The sequence below is a fragment of the Azospirillum lipoferum 4B genome (assembly GCF_000283655.1).
GTDB classification, from domain to species: domain Bacteria; phylum Pseudomonadota; class Alphaproteobacteria; order Azospirillales; family Azospirillaceae; genus Azospirillum; species Azospirillum lipoferum_C.
This window is the reverse complement of the sequence record NC_016622.1, coordinates 2,255,631-2,273,964: the sequence shown is the minus strand read 5'-3', so window position 1 is coordinate 2,273,964 and position 18,334 is coordinate 2,255,631. Positions and strand designations below refer to the sequence as shown.

The 18,334-nt window shown below is 67.4% G+C and carries 16 protein-coding genes and 1 tRNA gene; 9 read left to right on the top strand and 8 right to left on the bottom strand.

Translation table 11 applies throughout. The features are described 5' to 3' along the window. Window positions 1-19 precede the first annotated feature (19 nt). From gpmI to AZOLI_RS10490, 4 genes are all read left to right on the top strand, one after another. On the top strand, window positions 20-1,582 hold the full coding sequence (gene gpmI / locus AZOLI_RS10505; RefSeq protein WP_014248609.1) for a 2,3-bisphosphoglycerate-independent phosphoglycerate mutase: 1,563 nt from the start codon (window positions 20-22) through the stop codon (window positions 1,580-1,582). Between the two features lie 288 nt (window positions 1,583-1,870). Continuing rightward, complete coding sequence (locus AZOLI_RS10500; protein ID WP_014248608.1) at window positions 1,871-3,238, top strand: murein hydrolase activator EnvC family protein; 1,368 nt, start codon at window positions 1,871-1,873, stop codon at window positions 3,236-3,238. Beyond that, window positions 3,239-4,654, top strand: coding sequence for a S41 family peptidase (locus tag AZOLI_RS10495; RefSeq protein WP_044550021.1), 1,416 nt, complete (start codon window positions 3,239-3,241; stop codon window positions 4,652-4,654). A 15-nt stretch (window positions 4,655-4,669) separates the two neighbouring features. Next, window positions 4,670-5,824, top strand: coding sequence for a divergent polysaccharide deacetylase family protein (locus AZOLI_RS10490; protein WP_014248606.1), 1,155 nt, complete (start codon window positions 4,670-4,672; stop codon window positions 5,822-5,824). 39 nt (window positions 5,825-5,863) lie between these two features. Here AZOLI_RS10490 and AZOLI_RS10485 read toward each other — a convergent pair whose 3' ends face one another. From AZOLI_RS10485 to rplU, 5 genes are all read right to left on the bottom strand, one after another. Next, complete coding sequence (locus AZOLI_RS10485) at window positions 5,864-6,508, bottom strand: HAD family hydrolase (RefSeq protein ID WP_044550759.1); 645 nt, start codon at window positions 6,506-6,508, stop codon at window positions 5,864-5,866. 5 nt (window positions 6,509-6,513) lie between these two features. Beyond that, window positions 6,514-7,653: a glutamate 5-kinase gene (proB, locus tag AZOLI_RS10480; protein WP_014248604.1), complete on the bottom strand. Its 1,140-nt coding sequence runs from the start codon at window positions 7,651-7,653 to the stop codon at window positions 6,514-6,516. Beyond that, window positions 7,643-8,935: a GTPase ObgE gene (gene obgE / locus AZOLI_RS10475; protein ID WP_014248603.1), complete on the bottom strand. Its 1,293-nt coding sequence runs from the start codon at window positions 8,933-8,935 to the stop codon at window positions 7,643-7,645. The genes proB and obgE overlap by 11 nt, the downstream gene beginning before the upstream one ends. Before the next feature lie 162 nt (window positions 8,936-9,097). Then, window positions 9,098-9,385: a 50S ribosomal protein L27 gene (gene rpmA, locus AZOLI_RS10470; protein ID WP_014248601.1), complete on the bottom strand. Its 288-nt coding sequence runs from the start codon at window positions 9,383-9,385 to the stop codon at window positions 9,098-9,100. 55 nt (window positions 9,386-9,440) lie between these two features. Beyond that, on the bottom strand, window positions 9,441-9,758 hold the full coding sequence (gene rplU, locus AZOLI_RS10465) for a 50S ribosomal protein L21 (RefSeq protein WP_012974890.1): 318 nt from the start codon (window positions 9,756-9,758) through the stop codon (window positions 9,441-9,443). A 208-nt stretch (window positions 9,759-9,966) separates the two neighbouring features. On the opposite strand from rplU, the gene AZOLI_RS10460 reads away from it, so the two are divergent. Continuing rightward, window positions 9,967-10,056: transfer RNA gene (locus tag AZOLI_RS10460), tRNA-Ser, on the top strand. A 180-nt stretch (window positions 10,057-10,236) separates the two neighbouring features. Here AZOLI_RS10460 and AZOLI_RS10455 read toward each other — a convergent pair. Then, on the bottom strand, window positions 10,237-13,680 hold the full coding sequence (locus tag AZOLI_RS10455) for a type ISP restriction/modification enzyme (RefSeq protein ID WP_044550019.1): 3,444 nt from the start codon (window positions 13,678-13,680) through the stop codon (window positions 10,237-10,239). Between the two features lie 277 nt (window positions 13,681-13,957). Here AZOLI_RS10455 and AZOLI_RS10450 point away from each other — a divergent pair, with 277 nt between their 5' ends. Beyond that, the gene (locus AZOLI_RS10450; protein ID WP_014248597.1) at window positions 13,958-14,620 is read left to right on the top strand and encodes a hypothetical protein; all 663 of its coding nucleotides are present in this window, start codon (window positions 13,958-13,960) and stop codon (window positions 14,618-14,620) included. Between the two features lie 91 nt (window positions 14,621-14,711). On the opposite strand, the gene AZOLI_RS10445 is transcribed toward AZOLI_RS10450, so the two are convergent. Further along, complete coding sequence (locus AZOLI_RS10445) at window positions 14,712-15,200, bottom strand: Hsp20 family protein (RefSeq protein ID WP_014248596.1); 489 nt, start codon at window positions 15,198-15,200, stop codon at window positions 14,712-14,714. 278 nt (window positions 15,201-15,478) lie between these two features. On the opposite strand from AZOLI_RS10445, the gene AZOLI_RS10440 reads away from it, so the two are divergent. After that, entirely contained in the window at window positions 15,479-15,904 is a 426-nt protein-coding gene (locus AZOLI_RS10440) for a DUF1465 family protein (RefSeq protein ID WP_014248595.1), read from the top strand. Between the two features lie 103 nt (window positions 15,905-16,007). Here the strand turns inward: AZOLI_RS10440 and rpmE are convergent, their stop codons facing one another. Beyond that, window positions 16,008-16,232, bottom strand: coding sequence for a 50S ribosomal protein L31 (gene rpmE, locus AZOLI_RS10435; protein ID WP_012974887.1), 225 nt, complete (start codon window positions 16,230-16,232; stop codon window positions 16,008-16,010). Between the two features lie 249 nt (window positions 16,233-16,481). Here rpmE and AZOLI_RS10430 point away from each other — a divergent pair, with 249 nt between their 5' ends. Beyond that, window positions 16,482-17,093, top strand: coding sequence for a TetR/AcrR family transcriptional regulator (locus AZOLI_RS10430; RefSeq protein WP_014248594.1), 612 nt, complete (start codon window positions 16,482-16,484; stop codon window positions 17,091-17,093). After that, entirely contained in the window at window positions 17,090-18,310 is a 1,221-nt protein-coding gene (locus AZOLI_RS10425; RefSeq protein ID WP_014248593.1) for a DUF418 domain-containing protein, read from the top strand. Before AZOLI_RS10430 ends, AZOLI_RS10425 begins: the two co-directional genes overlap by 4 nt. The last annotated feature ends 24 nt before the right edge of the window (window positions 18,311-18,334 follow it).

Here is an 18,334-nt window from a genome sequence, read left to right as displayed (position 1 = left end):
TTCGAGAAAGGTAAGCGCGATGACCGAGACCAACCGACCCCGCCCCGTCGTCCTCTGTATCCTGGACGGCTGGGGCTATCGCGAGGAGCGGTCCGACAACGCGATTGCGCTGGGCGACACCCCCAACTGGGATCGCCTGTGGTCGGCCGAGCCGACGGCCTTCCTGAACGCCAGCGAGGAAGAGGTCGGCCTGCCGAAGGGGCAGATGGGCAACTCCGAGGTCGGGCACATGAATCTCGGCGCCGGCCGGGTCGTCATGCAGGACCTCGTGATGATCGACCACGCCATCGTCGAGGGCGATCTCGAGCGCAATCAGGCGCTGAACGATCTTGTGAAGACGATGCACAAGACCGGCGGGCGCGTCCACCTGATGGGCCTGCTGTCACCGGGCGGCGTGCATTCGCACCAGGACCACATCGCGGCGTTGGCCGGCGTGCTGTCGCGCGAGGGCGTGCCGGTGGTGGTCCACGCCTTCACCGACGGCCGCGACGTGCCGCCGCAGAGCGCCAAGGACCAGGTGGCCGAGTTCATGGCCGACGTCTTCGAGTTGCCGGGCGTGGAGGTGGCGACCGTCATCGGCCGCTATTACGCCATGGACCGCGACAAGCGCTGGGACCGCGTCGCCAAGGCCTATGCCGCGATGACCAAGGCGGAGGGCGAGCGCGCCGCCGACCCGATCCAGGCGATCGAGCAGAGCTATGCCGCCGACAAGCATGACGAGTTCATCCTGCCGACGGTGATCGGCGACTATGCCGGCATGAAGGACGGCGACGCCATCCTGATGGCGAATTTCCGCGCCGACCGCGCCCGCGAGATCCTGGCCGCCTATGTCGATAAGGATTTCGACGGTTTCCCGGTGGACGGTGCGCCGAAGCTGGCCGCCGCCGTCGGCATGGTCGAATATTCGTCGTCGCTGGCGAAGCTGATGACCACCATCTTTCCGCCGAAATCCCTGACCAAGGTGCTTGGCGAGGTGGTTTCCGAGGCCGGAATGAAGCAGCTGCGCATCGCCGAGACGGAGAAGTACCCCCACGTCACCTTCTTCTTCAACGGTGGCGAGGAGCGGGTGTATGAGGGCGAGGACCGCATCCTGGTCCCGTCGCCGAAGGTCGCCACCTACGACCTGCAGCCGGAGATGTCCGCCGCCGAAGTCACGGACAAGCTGGTCGGCGCCATCGATTCCGGCAAGTACGACCTGATCGTCGTCAACTTCGCCAATCCCGACATGGTCGGCCACAGCGGCATGCTCGACGCCGCCATCAAGGCGGTGCAGGCGGTGGACGGCAGCCTGGGTCAGGTGGAGGCCGCGGTGCGCCGTGCCGGCGGCACCATGCTGGTCACCGCCGACCACGGCAATTGCGAGCTGATGAAGGACCCGGAGACCGGCGGCCCGCACACCGCCCACACGCTGGACAAGGTTCCGCTGGTGCTGGTCAACGGCCCGGCCGGAGCGCGGATCGAGAGCGGCCGTCTGGCCGACATCGCCCCGACGCTGCTCGACCTGCTGGGCCTGCCCAAGCCGGCCGAGATGACCGGCCGCAACCTGCTGGTCCGCACCGCCGCCCGCGCGGCGGCGGAGTAACGGATGGCGCCCGTCCCCTTCATCTCTTCTTCCCCCTCTCCCCCCCGGGGAGAGGGTCGGGGTGAGGGGGGCGCGTGGAGTGGAGGTGCAAGAGGATTGGGGCGTAGTTCAGCTTTTCAATCTACGTCTCGCACTGCATCCCCCTCACCCAGCCCTCTCCCCGCTTTCGGCGGACCAGAGGTCCGCCTGTCGCGTCAGCGCAAACTTCGTTTGCGCGTGAGCGGGGGGGAGAGGGTATCCGCTGGGGAGAGGGTATCCGGGGCGGGAGAGGGTATCCTCGCCGGCTTCGTGGTCGTCGCCGGCCTGATCCTCGCCCAGCCGGCGAATGCCCAGAACGATGCCCCCAAGGACACGCTGAAGCGCGTCGAGCAGCAGCTTCAGACCGGCAAGCAGCGACAGCAGCAGCTGGAACGCCAATCCCAGGCCCTGCAGACCGAACTGGACGACCTGCGCGGCCGCCTGATCGCGCTGGCCGATCAGGCGCGCGGGCAGGAACAGGCGCTCGACCAGCTGGAAGAGACGCTCACCGCCCTGGAAACGGAGGAGCGCGAGCGGTCCGCCGGGCTCGACAACGAACGCCAGCAGATCGCCACCCTGCTGGCCGCCCTGCAGCGGTTGGCCCGCATCCCGCCGGAAGCGGCGCTGGCCCGGCCGGAAAGTCCGGTCGACACCTTGCGCTCCGCCCTGCTGCTGCGCGACGCCGTGCCGGCGCTGAAGGCGCGGGCCGATGCGCTGGCGCAGGCGTTGACCGCGCTGGCCGACACCCGCGGCAAACTGGTCGATCAGCGCTCCAAGGCGTTGGCGGCGCGGGTGGCGCTGGCCGAGAAGCAGGGCGAGATGAACCGCCTGATCGCCCGGCGCGAGGAGCTGTCGCGCCAGACCGAGGAGGAGCGCGTCCAGGTCGGACAGCGCATGGCGGAGCTGTCGGGCCAAGCCACCGACCTGCGCCAGTTGATGGAGCGGATCGAGGCCGAACGCCGCGCTGCCGCCGAGGCCGCCGCTCGCCGCGAGGCCGAACGGCGCGAGGCGGAGCGCCGGGAAGCGGCCAAGCGCGAAGCGGAGAAGCGCGAGGCCGAGCGGCGCCTTGCCGCCCAGAAGGAGGCGGAGCGCAAGGAGGCCGAACGCAAGCTGGCCGAACTGCGCGCCGCCGAGCAGAAGATCGCCGAACAGAAGGCCGCCGAGGAAAGGCGCGCGAAGGACGAAGCCGCGAAGGAAGCGGCACGCGAGCGCGAACTGGCCGCAAGGGCGCCGGATGGTCCTCCGGCGGTCGCCGGCATGGTGCTGCCCGCCGCCGGAAAGCTGACCACCCGCTTCGGCGAGGCCGACCGCTTTGGCGCGACCAGCCGCGGCGTGACGGTCCAGACCCGCGGCGGGGCCGCCGTGGTGGCGCCGCGCGGTGGCATGATCGTGTTCGCCGGCCCCTTCAAGGGGTATGGCCTTATCTTGATCGTGGAACACGGCAACGGATATCATAGTTTGATTGCGGGTTTGGGCCGGATCGACACGGCTGTCGGGCGTAAGGTGGCCGGCGGGGAACCGCTGGCGGTCATGCCGCCGGACGGCAATCCGGATCTCTATTTCGAGCTGCGACGAAACGGCCAGCCGATCAATCCGCAACGCGGGTTCGGCGCCCCGGAGGGGAAAGGACAAGGGTAGATGAGGATGATCAAGCGCGCCGCCACGGCGGCTGCTCTGGTGTTTCTGGGCGCCGGCGTCGCCACCGTCACCGCTCAGTCCAGCAATTCGTCGGACACCTACCGGCAGCTGAACCTGTTCGGCGACGTCTTCGAGCGCGTCCGCGCCGAATATGTCGAACCGGTCACCGATGAACAGCTGATCGAATCGGCGATCAACGGGATGCTGACCTCGCTCGACCCGCATTCGAGCTATCTGAACAAGAAAAGCTTCCAGGACATGCAGGTCCAGACCCGCGGCGAGTTCGGCGGGCTGGGCATCGAGGTGACGATGGAGAACGGCCTGGTGAAGGTCGTGTCGCCCATCGACGACACCCCGGCCTTCCGCGCCGGCCTGCAGCCGGGCGACCTGATCGTCCAGCTGAACGGCGAGGCGGTGATGGGCCTCAGCCTGAACGAGGCGGTGGAGAAGATGCGCGGGCCCGTGGGCAGCGAACTGAAGGTCACCGTCCGCCGCGGCGAGGCGGGCGAGCCCTTCACCGTGTCGCTGACCCGTGCCGTCATCAAGGTGCAGTCGGTCCGCTACCGCACCGAGGGCGACATCGGCTACATCCGCGTCACCAGCTTCAACGAACAGACGCAGAGCGGGCTGGAGAAGGCGATCTCCTCCATCCAGCAGCAGTTGGGCGACAAGCTGAAGGGCTTCGTGCTCGACCTGCGCAACAATCCGGGCGGCCTGCTCGACCAGGCGGTGTCGGTGTCCGATACCTTCCTGGACAAGGGCGAGATCGTGTCGACCCGCGGCCGGCGCGCGGAGGAGGGCACCCGCTTCAACGCCAAGCCGGGCGACCTGATCAAGGGCATGCCGATGGTGGTGCTGATCAACGGCGGCTCGGCCTCGGCCTCGGAAATCGTCGCCGGCGCGCTGCAGGACCACAAGCGCGCGATCATCATGGGCACCCAGAGCTTCGGCAAGGGATCGGTGCAGACCATCATTCCGCTGCCCGGCCATGGCGCCATGCGGCTGACCACGGCGCGCTACTACACGCCGGCCGGCCGTTCGATCCAGCAGCTGGGCATCACCCCGGACATCGAGGTGCATGTCGCCAAGGTGGAGGATCTGGACAAGAACATCGTCCGCCGCCGCGAGGCCGACCTGAAGGGCGCGCTGGTCAATCCCGACGCCAGCAAGACGCCGCGTCCGGCCACCACCAACCCGGCGGCGCCCGGCACTCCCGCCGCCCCGAATCCGGCGGCTCCTGCGCCGGGGGCCGGTGCGGCTCCGGCAGCTCCCGGTGCCGCTCCCGCGCCGGGGGCTGCGCCGGCCGATGGTGCAGCGGCGGAGGGGGCCGAGCCGCCCTTCGACTTCCAGCTCGCCCGCGCGCTGGATCTGCTTCGCGGCGTCGCCCTGTTCCAGCAGCGCGCCGCGGCGCGCTGACCGGGGCTGGCGACGGTGAAGGTTCCCGCTCTGCTCGGTCGTCTGCGGTTCGATGTCCGGGGCTTCCGCCCCGGGCTCGGCTGGCTGCGTCGCTTCCCCGGCGGGGCGGTGCCTCGCATCCAGTTGTCCAAACCGCTTCTGGGGGCGGCTGCCCTGGTGGCGGTCGGCTATGCCGGGCTGGGCGGCTGGCTGGCGCTGAATGCCGACTCGACACGGGAGGCGTGGCAGGCGTCCATCCCCTCGGCCACGATGGCGGTCGCCCCGCTGCCGCCCCCGCCGAAGCCGGAGCCGAAGGTCGTCGCCCCGGCAACGCCCTTGCCGACCGACGCCGCGCCCTTGCCCTTGCCGGGCGCCCAGGCGGCGGCGGTGACGCTGGTCCCGGCGCCGGTGCCGGGGCTGGTGGAGGACAGCCGCAACGGCCCGCTGCCGCGCATCGCCCAGGACGGGCGCAAGCCCTGGCAGGTCTATGCCCGGCCTTTCCCGGCGACCGACAAGCGCCCGCGCGTCGCCATCGTCATGTCGGACCTGGGACTCAGCGGCGTCACCACCGGCAATGCGCTGGCGAAGCTGCCGCCCGGCATCACGCTGGCCTTCCTGCCCTATGCCGAGCGGCTGGACGACTGGGTCGAGCGTGCCCGCACCAAGGGGCACGAGGTGATGCTGTCGGTGCCGATGGAGCCGTTGAACTATCCGCGGGACGATCCCGGCCCCAATGCGCTGCTGACCATGCTCGGCCCCGACCGCAATATGGAACGGCTGGAATGGTCGCTGGGCAAGGCGGTGGGCTATGTCGGCATCACCAGCACCACCGGCAGCAAATTCACCGCCAACCCGGCGGCGATGCAGCCGGTGATCGATGCGCTGAAGGCGCGCGGCCTGCTGCTGGTCGATTCGCGGATCAATCCCAAGAGCGTGGCCGGTCCGCTTGCCAATCTGGCCGGCGTGCCGCGGGCGCTGGGCGACCGCGTCATCGACCGCGACCTGTCGCGCGGCGCCATCGACGACCAGCTGCGCGAGTTGGAGGAGCTTGCCAAGACCAACGGTGCGGCGGTCGGCTTCGCTTCCCCCTACCCGACGACGATCGAGCGGCTCAATCTTTGGCTGACGGCGCTGGCCGACCGTGGCATCGCGCTGGCCCCGGTGTCGGCGGTGGTCAACATCCAGAAGTAACGGACGCGGGGAGCAGCGTTCATCGGCTCCCCGTCATCCTCACCCGCAAAGCGCGTCCCAATCCAGCGACCCCGGATCCTCCACCAGATGGTCGACGGCGTCGAACACCACGGCGGGGTGCTGGGGCCAGGCGATGGTCAGCATGCCGGCGGCCTTGGCGCTGCGGGCGCCGGTGGGGCTGTCCTCGATCACCGCGCAGGCTTCCGGCGGCAGGCCAAGCATCTTCGCGGCCAGCAGGTAGGGCTCCGGATGGGGCTTGCCGTTGGCGACGTCCTCGCGGGCGATGCTGAAGCGGAAATGCGGGATCGACATGGCGCGCATGTTGGCGTCGACGATCATGCGCCCGCCGTTCGACACGCAGGCCTGCGCCAGCCCGCGGGCGGCGAAGGCCTCCACCAGGGCGAAGGCGCCCTCGCGCGGGCGGACGTGGTGGACGCTGGCGACATACTGGGCGTTGATCTCGTCGGCCCAGGCGTGCAGGTCGATGGGGAAGGGGCGGCGGGCGTGCAGGGCGGCGTAGATCTCGCGGAACGCCACGCCGTGCATCGACCGGCAATCCTCGTCGCTCAGCTCATGGCCGTAGCCGCGGCAGACCTCGACAGTGATCTGCTGGTGCCAGGGCTCGCTGTCCATCAGCGTGCCGTCGATGTCCCACAGGACGGCACGGATCGGGTGACTGACCATGCCGGTCACCGCACCACCAGATCGTCGCGGTGGATCATCTCGTCGCGTCCCCGATAGCCCAGGATCTCCGGAATCTCGGTGCTCTTGTGGCGCAGGATCTTGCGGGCGTCGTCGGCGCTGTAGGCGACCAAGCCGCGAGCGACCTCGCGCCCTTCCTGGGTGCGGACGATCACCACGTCGCCGCGGTCGAATTCGCCCTGCACGGCGGTGACGCCGGCCGGCAGCAGGCTGGCGCCGTGGGACAGGGCGCGCATGGCGCCGTCATCGACCACCAGCACGCCCGTGGCGTTGACATGGCCGGCGATCCAGGCCTTGCGGGCGCTGGTGGGTTCGGCCGAGGGCAGGAACCAGGTGCAGAGCGCACCGCCATCCTCCGGCCGCTGTTCCAGCGCCGCCAGCGGGTTCATGCGCTTGCCCTTGGCGATGACCATGCGGCAGCCGGCCGACAGGGCGACGCGCGCCGCGGCGATCTTGGTCACCATGCCGCCGCTGCTGTAGCCGGGGGGCGGCTCGCCGGCCATGCCCTCGATCTCCGGCGTCAGTTCGCGCACGGTGGGGATGTGGCGCGCGTCCGGGTCCTTGCGCGGGTCGGCTGTGTAGAGGCCGTCGATGTCCGACAGCAGAACCAGCGTGTCGGCGCTGACCATCTGCGCCACGCGGGCGGCCAGCCGGTCATTGTCGCCGAAACGGATTTCCGCGGTAGCGACCGTGTCGTTCTCGTTGATGACGGGAACGGCGCCCAACTTCAGCAGGGTATCGATGGTGTTGCGGGCGTTCAGGTGGCGCCGACGTTCTTCCGTGTCCTCCAGGGTCACCAGCACCTGGGCGACGGTGACGTCGTGGCGGGCCAGCGTTTCCTGATAGGCGTGGGCAAGGCGGATCTGGCCGGTGGCGGCGGCGGCCTGCTTCTCCTCCAGCTTCAGCGCCCGGCCGACGAGGCCGAGATGCTCCCGCCCGCAGGCGACGGCGCCGGAGGTGACGATCACCACCTCCTGTCCGCGCTTGCGGCAGGCGGCGACGTCGTCGGCCAGCGCGTCGAGCCAGTCCCGGCGGATTTGCCGGGTTTCACCATCGACCAGAAGGGCCGAGCCGATCTTCACGACCAGCCGGCGGGATTCGAGAAGGGTAGGGGCGTCAAGCGCCATGGCGGGAGGTTCCGTCCGTATCGTCGTCCGAGCCGTCCTCTTCGCCCTCCGGCTCATCGCCGTCAAGGCCCTCGTCCTCTTCGCCGTCCAGTTCCTCGCCTTCTTCGAGGCCACCCTCTTCGAGGTCATCCTCCTCGAAATCCCCGTTCTCAAGGTCGCCGTCCTCGCCGCCGACCCATTCGCCGGTTTCGTCGTCCCACTGCATCTCGCCGTCGTCGGGCAGCTTCTGGCCGACCGGCGGGCGCGGGATGGAGCGGGTGGCGGGGGCGTTGATGACCTCGGGGTCTTCCGCCTTCGACTCCTTGATGACCGTCAGCAGGCGGTACAGCACCTGCTTCACACCGTCGCCGGTGACGCCGGACAGCACCATCACCTCGGCGCCGGAGGCCTCCTCCAGCGCCTTCTTCTTCTCCTCGATCTCCTCGTCAAGCAGGGCGTCGGACTTGTTCAGCCCGATCACCTCCGGCTTGTCGGCGAGGTTGCCGCCATAGGCCTCCAGCTCGTTCCGGATCGTGCGGTAGGAGGCGACGACGTCGTCGGCCGTGCCGTCGATCAGGTGCAGCAGGATGCGCGAGCGTTCGACGTGACCGAGGAAACGGTCGCCCAGCCCATGACCCTCATGCGCGCCCTCGATCAGGCCGGGGATGTCGGCGATGACGAACTCTTCGTCGCCGGCGCGGACGACGCCCAGGTTGGGAGCCAGCGTGGTGAAGGGGTAATCGGCGATCTTCGGCTTGGCCGCGGTGGTCGCCGCCAGGAAGGTCGATTTGCCGGCATTGGGCAGGCCCAGCAGGCCGGCATCGGCGATCAGCTTCAGCCGCAGCCACACCCACTGCTCCTGCCCCGGCCAGCCGGGGTGGAACTTGCGCGGCGCCCGGTTGGTCGGCGTCTTGAAGTGGGCGTTGCCGTGCCCGCCGTCGCCGCCGCGCAGGAAGACGCGGCGCTGGCCGGCCTCGGTCAGGTCGCACAGCACGGTTTCCTGGTTCTCGTCCAGGATCTGGGTTCCGACCGGAACGCGCAGGACGACATCCTCGCCGCGCGCGCCGTTGCGGTTGCTGCCCATGCCGTGATGGCCGCGTTGCGCCTTGAAATGCTGCTTGTAGCGGTAGTCGATCAGCGTGTTCAGGCCGTCCGCCGCCTCGATGATCACGTCCCCGCCCCGTCCGCCGTCGCCGCCGTCGGGACCGCCGAACTCGATGAACTTCTCGCGCCGGAACGCCACGGCGCCGGGACCGCCGTCACCGCTCTTCAGGAAGACCTTGGCTTGATCGAGAAACTTCATCGGGGGACCTTGCCCGTAAACGGAAGGGAAACCGGCAGCGGGACGGTACCGGACTCAAAACGAAAATCGGGGAGCCGGTCGCCCGGTCCCCCGATCTTATCCCACAAGCGTGCAGGCCTGCGACACAGGCCGCGCAACGACCTTAGAGGTTACTCGGCCCGATCACTCGGCAGCGACGGCCGGAACTTCCTGGTCGTTGGCCGGAACGACGTTCACGAAAGTGCGGCCGTTCGAGCTGTGCTTGAAGTAAACCTGGCCATCGGCCATCGCGAACAGGGTGTGGTCGCGGCCGATGCCGACATTCTCGCCCGGGTGGAACTTCGTGCCACGCTGACGGACGATGATGTTGCCGGAGATGACGTTCTCGCCACCGAAACGCTTCACGCCGAGACGGCGGCCGGCGGAGTCACGGCCGTTGCGGGACGAGCCGCCTGCCTTTTTGTGTGCCATGGGGTGTTGCTCCTAAACTGAAGATGCGCCTGGAAGCCAGACCGGAGGACCCGGATCAGGCCGCGCCGTTGATGCCGGTGATGCGCAGGACGGTCAGGTCCTGGCGGTGGCCGTTCTTGCGGCGATAGTTCTGGCGGCGCTTCTTCTTGAAGACGATGATCTTCGGGCCGCGATCCTGGGCGACGACCTCGGCGACAACCGAGGCGCCGGCCACGGTCGGGGTGCCGATGGTGGTGTTGCCTGCGTCGCCGACCATCAGCACGTCATCGAGCGTGATGGAGGCGCCAGCATCGGCCTCGAGCTTCTCAACACGGATCACGTCGCCATTGGCGACCTTGTACTGCTTGCCGCCGGTGCGGATCACTGCAAACATTGTCGTCACTGCCTATGTCAAAACAAACGGCGGGCTTCTCGCCCACCGTTCGATGCGCAAGCCCGTTCATGGGAGCGACGATCTATACTCAAGGTGGCCCGAGAGTCAACAGGGATGCGGGCCAACGCCTTCGCATTTTTCTGCAAAAAAGGCTTGCACGCCCGAAGGCGTTTATATAGGTTCCGCCCACCCCGCCAAACGGGGCAGCGGATGGGTGGCAGAGCGGTTGAATGCACCGCACTCGAAATGCGGCATACCCTCACGGGTATCGGGAGTTCGAATCTCCCCCCATCCGCCATTCTCTTCCACAGGATTGGAAGAGTAAGCGAATTCCCAGGATAATCCAGAAGTTATCCAGTCCGGTCGAGGCGGAAATGCCTTGAAGCCGGACTTTTAGCATGCCTTGACGCATCCGCCCCTTTCGGTGCGGCGTCGGAGGAAAGCCGGGTGGGGCGGCGGAGGGCCGCCCCGGATCGTCTCAGAGCACCTCCCCCCAGGCGAAAGCATCGGCGGCGATCCTGCGGTAACTGGCGTCGAGCGCCGGCTCCAGCATGACGATGGCGGTCAGGCGGCGGACCATGCCCGTGACGTATTCGACCTCGTCCATCGTCAGAGTGCGGCCGAGAACGGAGCGCTCCCGGTAGGACAGCCACTTCTTGACCACCTGATAGCCGCCGATGCGGTATTCCCACACGGCGGTCGGGACATTCGCCCAATAGGCGGCGTCGTTCAGATACACATCGACCGGCGGACCGAGCCGGTCCAGCAGGGTGGCGGGCAGGGCCGCGTTCGCCAGCGCCTTGCGGATCGCCGAATCGACGGCGGGTTCGTAAGCGGTCCGGGCGGTCAGCCTGCCGCGGCCCGGCATGACGCCGTTGGTGTCGGACCGTCCCCAGCCGGCGGTCACGGCGAGATCGGTCTCCCGCAATACACCGCCGCCGGTCCGGCTGACCACGCCGAAGGGCGTGTAGAGCGGGTCGAGCGGGAAGCCGTCCACACCGTCCACCGCCGTTTCGGTGTCGAGCAGGCTCGCCAGCCGCGCGCCCAGCGCCGCCGACGCCTCCAGCGCCGCCTTGTCGGCGGGCAGGGGCACGCGCGGCCAGTCGCGACGCACCGCCTCGCCATGGTCGGACAGGTAGGCGGGCGAGAAGGTCACGGCCAGCGCATGGTGCCAGAGCAGGGAACCCGCAGCCTCATCCTTGTCCGGGTCCGCCGTGCCAAGTCCGGCCAGATAGGCGCGGGCGCGGGGGGACAGGTTGGCTGTTGAGCTGCTGCCTGATTGAGAAGATGAAAATAGATTTAGGTCCTTCTCATCATGACTTCCTGCATAAATACGGTTTGGTATTGCTTTTGAGTTCGGGTCAAGCAGATGGTAGTTTGGAAGAACACTTGTTGTAGTCGCGGGAATATTTTCATCTGGCTTGCGTCCTGCAATTCGAGTGACAATAGAAAAATTGCGCTCTCTAAGGTGCATGGTGAGCGCGGGGCGCGATCTATTCCATAATCCAGCGATATCTGTAACGTAAGCCCAGCGATTATCAAACGGGAACATAGATATTCTTTTTATTCTGTCAGATTGGTAAGTTTCTTTTTCTATGGCCAGCTCCCTTGACCTCTTCGCATTGAACGCTCCTGCATTTTCTACGGGACCAAAATTGTTGGATCTGACTGTTTCCCAGGACAGGTTTTTATCAAAGTATTTCTTCATCCGATCAGCGAGTTTAGCTTGATCAATATCAATGAGTGCCCATTGCCTCATCTCAAGCAGTCCACTGATCGGTTCGATCATGCATAGTTCATTTAAACGCGGCCACTGGTCGTAATCGCCGAACGCGGCGGCGGGACGGAAGGAAAAGCGGTTGGCCGCATCCGGTGTCGCGATGCTGTAGGCGTCGTCGAAGGATTCGGCAGTCAGGCTGGCGGCCAGTTCCTCCCGTTTCGCGGTTCCCCAGAAATCGCGGTAGCGGACGGCGGGCGGCTCGTGCCGGGCGGTGCGGACGAACAGGCCGACCGCCGTGCCGGCGCGGATGCCTTCGCGGTTGAACTCGGTCGAGAAGATCGACGGGTCCGGCTTGCCGTCCGGCGTCAGCTTTCCGGTTTCGCGGCTGTCGCCGTTCAGCCCGTCGATCCAGACGCGGTCGAAGCCGGTCAGCAGCCGCTGGCGGGCGACGACATAGGAGGGATCGCCGATATAGGAATGGTTGGTGATGTAGCAGACGACGCCCCGGTCGGCCCGCTCGCCGATCTGGCGTTCGGCGATCCGCAGGAACCGGACATACAGGTCGTCGAGATTGAATTTGCGGATGCCCCAAACCTTCGCCAGCCCCTCCTTGTAGGGAGCGACCAGCCCGTCCTCGCCCGGCGGGCTGATGCCGGCATAGGCGTTGTAGGGCGGGTTGCCGAGAATGACGAGGATCGGCACCTTCCGCTTCACATGGTCGGCGGCGTCACGCTCCGCCTCCAGTTCGGGGAACAGCAGGCGGGTCTTCGGCTCGGCCGGCGGCTCCCAACCGGTCAGGGCGTTGGTGAGGTAGACGGCGGCACGTTCCCCCGACTCGCCGTCCAGCGGTACGTCGAGCGCGGAAAGGAAGAATCCGATCTGCCAATGGGCGATGACGAAGGGAGCCGGCATGATCTCGAAGCCGAACACCCGTTTGGTCGCCGCCTCCTTCAGCCGCAGCGCCATCAGCGCCCCGGACCCGGCGAGATTCGCCTTGATCTTGTCGAGCACTGCGATGACGAAGGAGCCGGTGCCGCAGCAGGGATCCAGCACATAGACGTCGGGGTCGGCCAGCCCGGCCTTGATGCCGAGTTCGCTGCGCAACACCCGGTCCACCCGCTCGACCATATAGGTGACGACTTCCGGCGGCGTGTACCAGACGCCGAGATCCTTGCGCAAATCCGGGTCGAAGGCGGCCAGGAACGGCTCGTAGAAATACTGGACGGCGTGTCCGGCATCGAAGGCGGAGAAGAAGGCCGGGCGATCCACCCGGTTCAGCGCGTCCCCCGTCCAGTTCAGCACCTCCGTCAGCCCAAGCGGTCCCAGGCGGGTCGGTTGCGCCACCTGGTCGTAGAGGTTCCGCACCATCGGGACATGCAGCGACCAGCCGGCGCTTTTCCAGTCGAACACCGCCTTGCTTCCCGGCGGCTGCTGGCGCGACCACATCACCCAGGCGGAGAACACGCCGTAGAACAGGGTCTGCACCAGGGTCGAGCGGAAGAAATGGGCACCCTTCGGACCCTCGAACTTCATCCCCAGCGCCTGTTCCAGCGCGGTCTGCAGGGTGGCCAGAGCGGGCAGGTCCGCCGCCTCCACCCGCGCCAGCGCTTCGCGCGCGTAGGAGGCGAGCAGCCATGCCAGATCGCGGGCGGTGGTGATCGGCGCCTTGAGCAGCAGCGCCCGGCGCAGGAACTCGACCAAGCGCGTCCGCTGTTCCGCGGTGACCGTTCGGGGTTTGCGCGTCGCTTCCCAGAAGGCGACGTCGGTGTCGAACAGCGAAAAGCTTTCCAGCTTCGCCGGCTGTCCGTGGTCATCGGTGCCCAGGATGACGAACTGACGGTAGTTGGTGACCAGGACAAGGCCGTAGCGTTTCCAGTACTTCGACACCTGATCGCCGTCGGCGGTCTGCCAGCTGTCGTCACTGGCCGCCTTCACCTCGATGACCCCGCGTTCCGGCGTCTCGCCCTGGCCCTTCTTCGGCTCTCCCTTGGCGCACTGCTCCTGCGTGTACAGGCCGAAATCGGGATGCCCCGCGCCCTGGTTGCGGATCTGGCCGTTGCACATGACCTTGGGCTTCAGGGTCCGGCCGATGTCGTTGAGCAGGGTTTCGAGGGCGCCGTAATAGGAGGTCTCGCCTGTCGCCGCGCCGGTTCCGCGGATCTCCGCCATCCGGCGCAGATAGGTCTCGACAGCATTGTCCATCGCGTTTCCCCGCTTGGCTTTTCTTCGGTCCGGCACGTCCGTAGACGTGCGATGTCCAGGGCCTTCCGCCCGCAGGGGGTGAAAATCCCCGATTGCCACCGGGAAAGCCAGCCGAAAGAACGGCATTCCGGAGCGGCGGGCGACCCCTTCCTCCTCCTCCCGCGGTCCGGCTTCGACCGGTCGAGCCTCCCCTTTTTCGCCGCGCGATCGCGATGGCCGTTCTCCCGGTTGGTTTGTTGGTTATCTCATCGACCGCGACCGGAAGGGCACCGCCGCCATGAACACGCTCAGCCGCCATGATGGGTGCCTGCGCTTCTCCTATGTGGCCGAGGGCGGTCTGCGGGTGGAGGGCATGCATGATCCGGTGGAGCAGGTGCTGATCCTGACGGTGAAGGCTCCGCAGGGGCGGGTGATCCATATGGATGCGATCCCCTGCGACGATCCCCGCGTCATTCTGGCGGCGCTCCGCGAGTGGGGCGAACCGCCGGAGGAGGTGCGCGATGCGCTGCCCGCACTGGGCGGCAACAGCATTCTGCTGGAGACGCGGCTCGGCGACTCGGTGCGGGCCGCGGTCCGGCGCCATGGCATGAAGGTGGAGGTCGTCTTCATCGATGCCGATGGCCGGCGGGTGGCGGAGTTGCGGGCCGGCAGCCTCGAAGCGCTGGACGCCAAGGCCGGCGGGCTGCTGCGCCTGTCGCAGCGGACGCGCGCGGTGCTCGGCGCCTGGCTGTCGGCCGAACCGCTGTGGCTGGCGGCTTTCCTGCTGGGTGGGCCGTTCCTGGGCGCTCTGCTGATCGGCTTCGGGGCGCAGGTGTCGCCGGAACAGGTGCTGGTCACCGCCTATGCCGGGGCGGCCGGGCTGGTCGCCGCCTATGAGCTGCTGCGCGCCGGCTATGCCGAGTGGGTGCTGGCGCCCCCGGACAGTTTTCCGCGCGCCTGACCCGGACCGGCCGGTAAAGGAAACGGCGCCCCGGAACGTCCGGGGCGCCGCATTCATGTCCGCGTCATGCGCGGACGGACCGTGTCAGGCGTCAGGCGGCCTGCCGGGTCAGCGCGGGAGCCGGAGCGGGCGCTTCGACCTGCACCGAGCCGTTGCCGGCGGCGGTGGCGATCGGAATGCTCCGCGGCTTCATCGCTTCGGGTACCTCGCGTGCCAGCTCGATGTGCAGAAGGCCGTTCTGAAGAGACGCGCCGGTAACCTTGATGAAGTCGGCGATCTGAAAGCGGCGCTCGAACGCGCGGCCGGCGATACCCCGGTAGAGGAATTGGCCGGTCGGCTCGTCCTTCTTAGCTTTACCCGTGACGGTCAACGAGTTCTGGTGAGCGACGATGTCGAGGTCGTCGATCCCGAAGCCGGCGACGGCCATGGTGATCCGATACGAATCCTCGCTCAGCTTTTCGATGTTGTAGGGCGGATAGGATGCCGCCTCGTCACCGGTGGTCGCGGTCTCCAGCAGACGCGACAGGCGGTCGAAACCGACGGTGGAACGGAACAGCGGCGAAAGGTCGTAGCTGCGCATGACATATCCTCCGAAAGAGCGATACGGCCGTCGAGGACCACTGCATCGGTCGGTCCTCCAAGGGCTGGCCCGAGGGGCCGGTTGATGGCGGACCCCGTATGGGCATCCGCCGGACGAGCGAGAGATAATCGACGCTTTTCCCTGTTCAAGAGGGCGGGGCCACAACGACCGGTCAATCCCCGCTTGGGGTTGCCGGTCGCCGCCCGGTCACCAATTGTTAATCAGTTGCGGCAAGGCTCAGGCTAGGGCCGTAAGTCCGCAGGAGGGGGCCGACGACCATGACTTCGCATACCTTCTTCTTCAACGGTCCCTATGACGAGACGATGGCCCTCTTGATCGAGGCGCGGAATTACATCGCCTATCATGATGCGGCCGAACACCGGAAGCTGCCGCCGCAGGTCCGCCTGCAGATCTCCTACGAGTCGATGCGGGTCACCAGCCGCCTGACCCAGGTGATGGCCTGGCTGCTGGCGCAGAAGGCCGTGCATGCCGGCGAGATGACGAAGGAGAAGGCGGCGAGCGAGGATTTCGCGCTGTCCGGCGGCGAAATCTGTTCCGATCCCAGCGGTCCCGACAACGAGGAACTGCCGTCCGGCCTGCGCAGCCTGCTGGAGCGCAGCCACAGCCTGTACATGCGCGTCCATCGGCTCGACGCGATGGTTCGCGCCGACGTGGAGCGCGAGGCCGCGGCGGCGGTGGGGTAAAGGAGCCCCGGGACAGGCGGCTTCACGACACGCACAAACGAAAAGGGCGTCCGAACCGGTCGGACGCCCTTTTCGCATCGGCAGGATAGAAGTGCGGTAACGCTTACTTCTTGAGGCCGAAGTTCGCGAAGCGCTTGTTGAACTTGGCGATCTGCCCGCCGGTGTCCAGCAGCTTCTGCACGCCGGTCCAGGCCGGGTGCGACTTCGGGTCGATGTCGAGACGCAGCGTGTCGCCCGGCTTGCCCATGGTGGAGCGGGTCGTGAACGAGCTGCCGTCGGTCATGACCACGGTGATCTCGTGATAGTCGGGATGGATGTCAGTCTTCATGGCCGGGGTTCCTGCAAAGCGAGCGGCGTCTATACCAAAACGTCCCTCGCGATGCAACCCCGATCCCAGGCCGATCTGGCCCATCCCGGTAAAAAATCCCCTCCGGAATGCCGTCTCCAGATCGTATCGGGAGTTTCAGGGTGGCGCATCGCGTGCCCTGCTCTTGCGGGACGGTCGCCGCTCGTATATAAACCGAGTGCTCGATCTATTAATGAGGCGCCGCTCGTTGCAGCGCGTCAAGGAGAGGGAATGCGAACGGTCGATCCGGACAGGCATGCGGCGCGGCGGGGGGCGATCATGGCCGCCGCCGCGCGCTGTTTCAGCGAAAAGGGGTTCCACCGGACCAGCACCGCGGACATCTGCGCGGCGGCCGGGATCAGTTCCGGCAATCTGTTCCATTACTTCCCCAGCAAGCAGGCCATCATCGTGGCGATCGTCGACCGCGAGGCGGAGGAGGTCGTCGCCCTCTTCGCCGGGCTGCGGGAGATGGAGCCGCTGGACGGCCTGTCCCGCTTCCTGGACCTGATTCTCGATCTCGCGGCCGACAGAGCCTATGTCCGGTTGGCGCTGGAGATTTCGGCCGAGGCTTCCCGTGATCCGGCGGTTGCGGCCCGGGTGGCGCGCGGCGACGGTATTCTGCAAGGCGCCCTGCGCGATCTGCTCGCCGATGCCGCCGCATCCGGGGCGATCGATTCGGCGCTCGATCCGGCGGCGGCGGCGGTCTGGATCGGGGCGGTGGTCGATGGCCTGTTCAACCGGGTGTCGCTCGACTCCGCCTTCCGCCCCCAGGACCAGGGCGCGATGGTCCATCGGCTGGTGATGCGCTTTCTGGCGCCGGCCGCAGGGACGGTTGCGCCATGAGCGATCCGGTTTCGCCCGCTCCCGTTGCGGCTGTCCATCGCATCGCCGATGTCGACGCGCTGCGCGGTGCTGCTCTGTTCGGCATTCTGATCGTCAACATCCAGGCATTCGCCTCGGCCGTCTACGGCACCGGCGTCGCCGATCCGGCGTTCCAGGCGCTGGGGGACCGGCTGATCCGCCTGCTGGTCTCCGCACTGGCGGAGATGAAGTTCTACCTGCTGTTCTCCTTTCTGTTCGGATACAGCTTCACCCTGCAGATGGCCGCCGCCGAACGGGCGGGGGAGCCGCTGACCGGCCGGATGCTGCGGCGGCAGGCGGGGTTGCTGGTGATTGGCCTTGCCCATGGCGTGCTGCTGTTCCATGGCGACATCCTGACGATCTATGCCCTGCTGGGGTTGGTCCTGCTGGCGATGCGGGGTGGAAGCGACTCGCGGGCGCTGAGGGTCGCCGTATGGCTGATCGGGATCGGCGGCTGCCTCTGGCTGGCGCTGGGGCTTTTGCAATGGTGGGCCGGCGGGACCATCGACCGGGCGGCCGTCGTCGCCGAGGCTCTCGCTGCCCAGCGGGACTATCGCGGCGATCCGCTGACCATCATCGCCCGGCGGTGGGATGATCTGACCCAGGTCTGGGTGGCCTTGCTGGCGATCCAGGCGCCGTCAGCCCTGGCGATGTTCCTGCTGGGATTCGTCGCCGGCCGGCGGGAACTGCTGCGTTCGGTGCAACGCCACGGCCGGCTGTTCCGCCGCATCCTATGGCTGGGCCTGCTGATCGGCCTGCCGGGAATGCTGGCCAAGGAGTGGCTGGTCCGCAGTGTGGGAGACGCCGGGGGCGAGGCTATCGGGCTGGGGGTGAGCTTGCTGACGGCGCCGATGCTGAGCGCTGCCTATGGCACGGCGATTCTGCTCGGTTTCCAGACGGAAAGGGGGCGGATCGTCGCTGGATGGCTGGCGCCGGCCGGCAGGATGGCCCTTACCAATTATCTGAGCCAGTCGCTGGTCTGCGCCCTGCTGTTCACCGGCTATGGCGCCGGCCTGATTGGGCGGCTGCCGCCGGCGGCCTGTTGCGGGATTGCCCTGTCGCTGTTCGCGGCACAGCTCGTCTGGAGCCGCTGGTGGCTGGGACGCTTCGCCTATGGTCCAGTCGAATGGGTGCTTCGGGCCTTGACCATCGCCCGCCGGCCGTCCTGGCGCCGGCCAACCGCGCCGGTCCGATCCTGAAAGCGGGGCTTGGCCGGGGCCCGA

Bases quoted from the DNA above. Each gene is read 5' to 3' on its own strand.
- gpmI (WP_014248609.1), top strand. From the start codon at position 20: ATGACCGAGACCAACCGACCCCGCCCCGTCGTCCTCTGTATCCTGGAC.
- AZOLI_RS10495 (WP_044550021.1), top strand. From the start codon at position 3,239: ATGAGGATGATCAAGCGCGCCGCCACGGCGGCTGCTCTGGTGTTTCTG.
- AZOLI_RS10485 (WP_044550759.1), bottom strand. From the start codon at position 6,508: ATGGTCAGTCACCCGATCCGTGCCGTCCTGTGGGACATCGACGGCACG.
- proB (WP_014248604.1), bottom strand. From the start codon at position 7,653: ATGGCGCTTGACGCCCCTACCCTTCTCGAATCCCGCCGGCTGGTCGTG.
- obgE (WP_014248603.1), bottom strand. From the start codon at position 8,935: ATGAAGTTTCTCGATCAAGCCAAGGTCTTCCTGAAGAGCGGTGACGGC.
- rpmA (WP_014248601.1), bottom strand. From the start codon at position 9,385: ATGGCACACAAAAAGGCAGGCGGCTCGTCCCGCAACGGCCGTGACTCC.
- rplU (WP_012974890.1), bottom strand. From the start codon at position 9,758: ATGTTTGCAGTGATCCGCACCGGCGGCAAGCAGTACAAGGTCGCCAAT.
- AZOLI_RS10455 (WP_044550019.1), bottom strand. From the start codon at position 13,680: ATGGACAATGCTGTCGAGACCTATCTGCGCCGGATGGCGGAGATCCGC.
- AZOLI_RS10450 (WP_014248597.1), top strand. From the start codon at position 13,958: ATGAACACGCTCAGCCGCCATGATGGGTGCCTGCGCTTCTCCTATGTG.
- AZOLI_RS10445 (WP_014248596.1), bottom strand. From the start codon at position 15,200: ATGCGCAGCTACGACCTTTCGCCGCTGTTCCGTTCCACCGTCGGTTTC.
- AZOLI_RS10440 (WP_014248595.1), top strand. From the start codon at position 15,479: ATGACTTCGCATACCTTCTTCTTCAACGGTCCCTATGACGAGACGATG.
- rpmE (WP_012974887.1), bottom strand. From the start codon at position 16,232: ATGAAGACTGACATCCATCCCGACTATCACGAGATCACCGTGGTCATG.
- AZOLI_RS10430 (WP_014248594.1), top strand. From the start codon at position 16,482: ATGCGAACGGTCGATCCGGACAGGCATGCGGCGCGGCGGGGGGCGATC.
- AZOLI_RS10425 (WP_014248593.1), top strand. From the start codon at position 17,090: ATGAGCGATCCGGTTTCGCCCGCTCCCGTTGCGGCTGTCCATCGCATC.